The following is a 7,806-nucleotide window of genomic DNA, read 5'->3' as shown; positions in this document are numbered from 1 at the left end:
CCCTTGGTTCATCATTACGCCTCCTCGAGGAGATAATTGCATATATTATTGTATTCATTAATGGGTTATTATGTGAATGGAGAGATAAAATACAAAAGATGGCGATAGCCCTATAGCTCAATATTGAATAAGTTACTACAGGAGTTTAGCAAGAATTATAGAAATATGTAAATGAGTTGAGGCTTTTTAAAAAGTATACTTGTATAAAACTATACTTAACTTTAAATTAGTTATACTAATTAATTATTTTATTAAAGACATAATACTGATGCTCACTTAGGCTAATAAATATCATACATGTTTGTATATTTGTATAAGTGATAAAGAGTTTTACTAAAAATAATAGAATTTCCTATTAGATAAAGGAAAATAAATGAATTTTAATTCAAAATAACGTCTTTTATAATATTAAGTGAGGAGGTCATAGATGAATTCATTTATGAATACTCGAGTTTCTAAAATATTATCCGAACTTATTAATGGTAACGAACCAGTGTCAGGAAAATACTTAGCAAAATTAACTGGTGTAACTGACCGTACTATTAGAAATGATATAAAATTTATAAATTTACACAAAAGTGAACTAGGAGTCGCTATTGATTCTGTACATAGAAAAGGATATGTAATTAAAATTCAAAATAATGAAAAATACAGAGAATTATTACATTATCTAAAATGCAGAAGAGATTATGAAGAGTGTCATATTCCAATTACTCCAAAAGATAGAGTTGAATATACAATTAAGAAACTACTTATTTCGACAGGATATCTAACTATTGAACAAATAGCAAAAGAATTGTTTGTTAGTAAGTCTACAATAGTTAATGATTTGATAAAGGTTGAAGAAAAACTGAATGAATATGATTTAAAGATTTTACGAAAAAGAAATTATGGAATAAAACTTTGGGGAAATGAAATTAATATAAGAACATGTATAGCTAAGCATTTAGTTAATAGAAGTTATGAAGAAACACTAGATTTATATTTAAAGGATATATTAGAATTAGTAAAATTAAAACAAATAAAAGAAATTTTATTAAAAGAATTGCAAAGTGTAAACATAGAATTTACTGATTCATCCTTACATAGCTTAAGTATACATATTGTAATTATTATTAAAAGATTACAAATAGGATGTCATATTAAAAGGGAAAATATCAAAGAGATTGATACAATAGCTTGTACTAAACAATATACAATAGCAAAAAATATAGCAAAAGTTATTGAAGAATTACTAAATATAAAAATACCACACGAAGAGATAATTTATATTGCTATGCACTTATTAAGCAAAAAAGAGATTGTCAATTATAACAAAACCTTTAAAGACTTAAACAAAATTGTGGAAGCTTCGATAATAAATCTAATTGATAAAATTATTAATAAAATTAAGAAAACGTATTTTTTAGACTTAAGTGGTGATAAAGAATTTATTTGGGGACTAGCAATACACTTAAAATATACTCTTAATCGACTTAGATTTAATATGAATTCAGAAAATCCAATATTAGATCATATCAAATTAAATTATAATTATGCATTTGAAATGGCGATAACATCAGCTCAAATAATAACAGATTATACTAAGATTTATTTTAATGAACATGAAGTTGGATATATAGCCTTACATTTTGCTGCAGCTTTAGAACGATTAAGAATTAAATACAAAAAGAAATTTCGGAAGATTTTAATAGTTTGTACAACAGGGATGGGCACGGCAAAATTAATTGAAGCAAAAGCAAAAAAAATATTTGGAAATGCTAAAATTGTTTTAACATTACCTCAATATAAAATAAAAAAAGTAGACATAAATAGCTTTGATTTGATATTGACAACTGTCCCATTGAGTATAAAGACGTCTATCCCCGTAGTTAAAATCGATGATTTTCTAAGAGATGAAGATATTGAATTTTTAAATATATTTTCCAATAAAGAAATTGATAAACCTAATTCAATAGATATAAACGATATCAAGTTGAATGATTTATTTTCTAAAAATCTATTTGTAAAGGGATGTAGTTACAAAGATAAGTTTGAAATAATTAATCAATTATCAGACATGCTTATTGAACAAGGATATGTCGATGAAAGATTTAAAGAATTTTTAATAAAAAGAGAAAAAATATCACCTACAGATTATGGAAATTTAGTGGCGATTCCTCATGCCATAAATAATAGGTCATTAAATTTTAAAGTGGTAGTTTCTATACTTAAAAAACCAATCGATTGGGGTAAGAATAAAGTACAGCTTATATTAATGTTGGTTCTTCCAAAACAGTTAGATCAAGATTATAAGCAGGTTTTTGAAGAACTATTATGTATTATAAACAATAAAGATTTAATTATAAAGTTAATCAATTCACAAAATTATGAGGACTTTGTAGATACAATAAGTATAGTTACAAAAGGAGATGAGAATAAATATGGACATAATAAATGATAAATTAATAAAATTAAACTTAAAAGTCAATACACAGTTAGAAGCTATAGAGGAGTTGACTAAATTATTATATAACACTAATAGAATCACTTCTGAAGATGTGTTTATAAAAGGAGTTTTAGATAGAGAAAAAGCAATTACAACAGGATTCGGTAATGGTATAGCAATACCACATTGTAAAAGTGAATGTGTATTAAATCCAAGTATAGCAATTGGTAAAAGTATAAATCCACTAGAGTGGAATGCATTAGATGATAAACCTGTAAATTTTATCATACTACTAGCAGTACCTAAAAAAGATTCTGGCACTATGCATTTAAGGTTATTATCAAGACTTTCAGAAAAACTTATGGATGACGAGTTTAGAACTGCTTTAAAGAATGCAAATACTTCAAATGAAATTTTAGTATTATTAAACAACATTAATATCTTAAATAAGCACTAAAGTTTATAAAAGTAAACTAGATAAAGATTCAAAAGCTATAGTTTTTTAATAAAAAAAATATATAAGAATGGGGGGATTGTTTTGAAAATTGTTGCTGTAACAGCTTGTCCAACAGGCGTAGCACATACTTTTATGGCTAAATCAGCATTAGAAAAAGCTGCAAAAAAACTAGGATATACTATTAAGGTTGAGACCCAAGGAGCAATGGGAATCGAAAACGAAATTACCACAAAAGATTTGGAAGATGCAGAGGTAGTGATTTTAGCAGTAGAAACAGGAATATCAAAAATGGAACGATTTAGAGGAAAAAAGATCGTTAAAGTAGGAGTTACTGATGCGATGCGTAAGCCTGAAAAATTGATTTTAAAGGCACTTGGAAAATAGATAGGGGGGAGAGTTATGAGTAATACTGTAAAAAACTTAAAGACTTATTTAATGACTGGTGTTTCTTATATGTTACCTTTTATAGTTTCTGGTGGAATGTTAATAGCAATAGGTACAATCTTAGGAAAGTTTGATTTAGCTACTTTACAAAAACCATTACAAACTTTAGGATATGGTATATTTGGATTTATACCACATATTATAGGAGCTTATGTTGCATTTGGAATGGCAGATAGACCTGGAATAGCACCAGGGTTTGCAGGAGGATATATTGCTTCAGAAATAGGAGCAGGTTTTTTAGGTGGTATTTTAGCTGGTTTAATAGCAGGGGTTGTGGTAAATAAGCTAAAAAAAGTTCCTTTCCATAAGTATATTAGTTCGTTAAAGCCAATGTTGTTTATACCATTAGTAGGAGTAGGAATTACAGCAGGAATAATGGCATTGATAGGTACCCCAATAAGCTGGCTTCAATCAACTTTAGATGCTTGGCTTAAAAACTTAAGTGGGGCTAATGCCGTAATTTTGGGTGCTGTTTTAGGAGGTATGCTAGCATTTGATATGGGAGGACCATTAAATAAAATAGCATTAACCTTTGTAATAGGTGCATATTCACAACAAATTTTTGGTCCTAACGCTGCTGCTTTTGCAGGAATTATGACACCTCCTATTTCAGTAGCTATTGCAACTTGGGTAGCTCCTAAGAAATTTAATAAGATTGAAAAAGATAATGCTATAGCTACACTTTGTACAGGTTTGTTTGGAATAACTGAAGGAGCTATACCGTATGCAGCTACAAGCCCATTAAGAGTAATACCAGCATTTGTAATTGGTTCTGCTGTTGGAGGTGCTTTAATTATGGCGTTTGGAGTTGAAACTCAAGTATTCGGTGGCATACTTGCATTTCCATTTACTGAAAAGTGGTTACCATTTATATTTTCATTAGCAGTAGGAATTGGAGTTAGTGTAATCTTATTATCTATCTTTAAGAAAGAAATAGAAGAAGAAAGTTTTGAAAACAGTGAGTCTATTGAAATTCTAGATATTTAAAAATATAAAAAGATAGCCACGCTTTAATAATAGTGGCTATCTTTTTTAAACTATTATATGTAAAGGAGGAATAAAAATTGAAATTTCATATAATCTCACATACTCATTGGGATAGAGAATGGCACAAAACATTTCAGGAATATAGAGTAAAATTAATCAGATTTATGGATGATTTAATAGAGACTTTGGAAAATGACCACAGCCACAGTTCATTTATGTTGGATGGTCAAACTAGTTTATTAGAAGATTATTTAGAAGTAAAACCAGAAAAAAGACAGAAGTTAAAACAATTGATAAGAGATAGAAGAATTTTAGTAGGTCCGTGGTATGTTCAGCCAGATGAATTTTTACCTAGCGGTGAATCATTGATTAGAAACTTACTAATATCGTACAAGATAGGATTAGAATTCGGGGGACTTATGAATGTAGGATATTTACCAGATTCTTTTGGACAGTCATCACAAATGCCTCAAATTTTAAAGGGATTTGGTATTGATAGTGCTATTTTTTATAGAGGAGTTACAGAAGAAGATGTAAAATCAACTGAATTTATGTGGCAAACACCAGATGGTGAAGAAATTCTAGCTATTGTTATGCCGATAGGATATGGTAACGCGATGTTTTTATCACCTGATTTAAATAAAAGTATAGAAGAAGTTGAAAAAAATATTGAATTGTTCAAAAATAGAGCTACTACTAAACATATTTTAATGATGGCTGGTTCAGATCAATGTGTATTAAAAAAGTTTTTGCCTCGTATCTGTGAGAAGTTAACAACTTATTATAAAAATAAAGGAAGAGATTATCATTTTGAGATAAGCAATTTAGAGAAATATATAGAAAGCGTAAAAGAAGAAGCTAAAAATCTGCCTAAATTATCAGGTGAGTTTAGGAAGGGGAAAATAAGTCGTGTACATGCAAGTATTTCGGGGACAAGATTAGACATAAAAAAAATGAATTATGAAACAGAAAAACTATATGAAAAGTATTTAGAACCAATAAGTTCGTTGAGTTATATGGTTGGAGCTACTTATGATGATAGCTTAATTAATACAGGGTGGAAATATATTTTACAAAACCATGCTCATGATTCAATATGTTGTGTATGTAAAGATATAGTACATGATGAAATGATTATGAGACTAGAACATGCAAAACAAATAGCAAATACATTATTAGAAGAAAAAATTGATTATTTAAATAATAACATATGTTTTAATAGTAGTTTAGGGAAACCTTTAGTGGTATATAATACCTTACCCATAAAACGAAGAGAATGTGTTAGAGCAACTGTCTTTGTGAAAGACAAAGTTTTTAAGCTTTATAATTCAAAAGGTGAGGAAATACCGTATATAATAGAGAATAGTGAACTAGTAAACCTTGCAGAAAATAGAGTTGTTTTTGGTGAGAACCAAGACGATTATTATGATAAAATGGAAATAGAGTTTATAGCAGAAATTGATGGTTATGGATATAAGACATATTATTTAAAAGAAGGAGAAGAAGCTAAGCAATTTACAGCTTCAATTGTAAGAAATAATGTTTTAGAAAATGATTTATTAAAAGTAACTATTAATGAGGATGGTACTCTAAGTATAGTGGATAAGAAAACAGGAAATAAGCATAATAATCTTAATATTATTGAAGAAAGTGGAAACGCAGGTGATGAATATGACTATTCGCCACCTTTAAATGATAAAGTGTTTACGTCTAAGAACAAAATGATAAAGTATGAAATTATAGAAAATAATTTTATCAAAGGTATTGTAAGAATTTATTATAAACTTAAAGTGCCAAAAACAACAGATAGAGAAAAAAGGTCAAATGAACTTATTGATATATGTGTAAGTAGTGATTTAATTTTATACAAAGAAAAAGATTATCTAGAAATAAAAACACAAATACAAAATACTGCTTTAAATCATAGAATAAGAGCATTATTTGAAACAGACTTAATGACTGAAAAGCATTATGCTGAGCAATCGTTTGGTATGATAGAAAGAAGAAATTTATTTGAAGAAACTGAAAAAAGCATTAAAGAAAAATGGCAAGAAAAATATTATCCTATTTTTCCACAACATTCATATGTAATAGTCGAAAATAAAGATAAGGGATTAGCTATCTTTAATAAAGGATTACCTCAGTATGAAATTATTAATGGTAATAAACCAACTATAGCATTAACTTTACTGAGTGGTGTTGGCTGGATGGGAAAAAAAGATTTATTATATAGACCAGGAAGAAGGTCAGGAGCATTTTGTGAAACACCAAAAGCACAACTACTAGGAAATTTCATGACAGAGTATGCAATCTATCCATATAAATTAAAAGAAAAAGCTAATGTACATATGAAAGCACACAAATATAATGAACAACTAAAAGTTATTATGCCTGAAACTTATACTGAGGAAGGAATTTTGTCTGATAAATTAAAAGTCTTAAATGTAGAAAGTAACTTTATTTGTACTAGTGCCATTAAAAAACATGAAATTTCAGATGGATTGATTTGGAGAGTATATAACTCAACTAATATGAACCAGAAAGAAGCAATCTTGAAATTTAATAAGAATATATTTAACCAAGTAGAGTTACTGAATCTAAGAGAAGAAAAAATCAAGTGGGATAGCAGAATAGAAATTGAAATTGATACTGGTCCAGACAATGCTGATTATACCAAACCTTCAGGTACCATAAAAATTAAAGACATAAAACCTAATGAAATATTTACATTTTGCTTAAAAAAGATTAATAGAAAGTTGTAATGAAATGTTAAAGCCTCCTTTTTGTGATTAGATTAGGGGGCTTTTCTGTTTTGTTAAACATAATTGGTTTGTATTATGAATTATTAAATAGAAGTATTGTATTCTTGATTATTCTTTTTTCAAAAATGACTAAGAAATTATAACTACGCCTCCTCGAGGAGATAATTGCATATATTATTGTATTCATTAGGTCTATAGAACGTGAAAAAAGTTATCTTTAATCTGTAGACTATGCATATAATAACACCATACAAAAACAATGGTACAAATGTACTAAATAAACACTATTTACAAATAATAGAAAATAAATTATAATAAAGTTAATAGTAAATCAAATAATATAAACGCAAATTGAACGGAGAGATGAACATGGAGTTATTAACAATAGGTGAAAAAATAAGGACCATGGAGGTTTGAGGGGATAAAAGTTTAGTAAGTATTATGTTTATTCAGATATAAGAAAGGGGTGAAAATATGTTATATCCAAGAGCACCAGATGAAAAAAGCCTTATGTAAAAAATATAATTTCTCAAATAGGAAGTTATAAGCATGTTGCGTAGAAAGATATAGTGATAATAATTATTAAAATATGAAAGGAGAAGATAAAAAGATGAAAAAATACTAATATTTACATTGATAACAGTTTTAATACTAGGATGTTTTCAAAATTCATATGCTATTTCAAACAAAAATGAATCTAAACTGGAAAAAGTTCATGGTAAGTCAAT

At 27.9% G+C, this 7,806-nt stretch carries 5 protein-coding genes; all 5 read left to right on the top strand.

The window, feature by feature from the left end; all coding sequences use genetic code 11:
- Positions 1-427 precede the first annotated feature (427 nt).
- The 5 genes from L21TH_RS10085 (at position 428) to L21TH_RS10065 (ending at position 7,078) form a co-directional block, all read left to right on the top strand.
- Positions 428-2,440: a BglG family transcription antiterminator gene (locus tag L21TH_RS10085; protein ID WP_006315349.1), complete on the top strand. Its 2,013-nt coding sequence runs from the start codon at positions 428-430 to the stop codon at positions 2,438-2,440.
- The gene (locus L21TH_RS10080; protein WP_006315348.1) at positions 2,424-2,885 is read left to right on the top strand and encodes a PTS sugar transporter subunit IIA; all 462 of its coding nucleotides are present in this window, start codon (positions 2,424-2,426) and stop codon (positions 2,883-2,885) included. Before L21TH_RS10085 ends, L21TH_RS10080 begins: the two co-directional genes overlap by 17 nt.
- Before the next feature lie 81 nt (positions 2,886-2,966).
- Positions 2,967-3,269 (top strand): PTS fructose transporter subunit IIB, encoded by a 303-nt coding sequence (locus L21TH_RS10075; RefSeq protein ID WP_006315347.1) that lies wholly within the window; start codon positions 2,967-2,969, stop codon positions 3,267-3,269.
- Positions 3,270-3,284: 15 nt separating this feature from the next.
- Positions 3,285-4,316: a PTS fructose transporter subunit IIC gene (locus L21TH_RS10070; protein ID WP_006315346.1), complete on the top strand. Its 1,032-nt coding sequence runs from the start codon at positions 3,285-3,287 to the stop codon at positions 4,314-4,316.
- A gap of 77 nt (positions 4,317-4,393) precedes the next feature.
- On the top strand, positions 4,394-7,078 hold the full coding sequence (locus tag L21TH_RS10065; protein WP_006315344.1) for a glycoside hydrolase family 38 N-terminal domain-containing protein: 2,685 nt from the start codon (positions 4,394-4,396) through the stop codon (positions 7,076-7,078).
- Positions 7,079-7,806: the final 728 nt, after the last annotated feature.

The organism is Caldisalinibacter kiritimatiensis (assembly GCF_000387765.1).
GTDB classification, from domain to species: domain Bacteria; phylum Bacillota; class Clostridia; order Tissierellales; family Caldisalinibacteraceae; genus Caldisalinibacter; species Caldisalinibacter kiritimatiensis.
The sequence above is the reverse complement of the archived record's forward strand: the minus strand, read 5'-3'. Positions and strand labels throughout refer to the sequence as shown.

Coding starts and splice junctions, on each gene's coding strand:
- L21TH_RS10085 (WP_006315349.1), top strand. CDS start 428: ATGAATTCATTTATGAATACTCGAGTTTCTAAAATATTATCCGAACTT.
- L21TH_RS10080 (WP_006315348.1), top strand. CDS start 2,424: ATGGACATAATAAATGATAAATTAATAAAATTAAACTTAAAAGTCAAT.
- L21TH_RS10070 (WP_006315346.1), top strand. CDS start 3,285: ATGAGTAATACTGTAAAAAACTTAAAGACTTATTTAATGACTGGTGTT.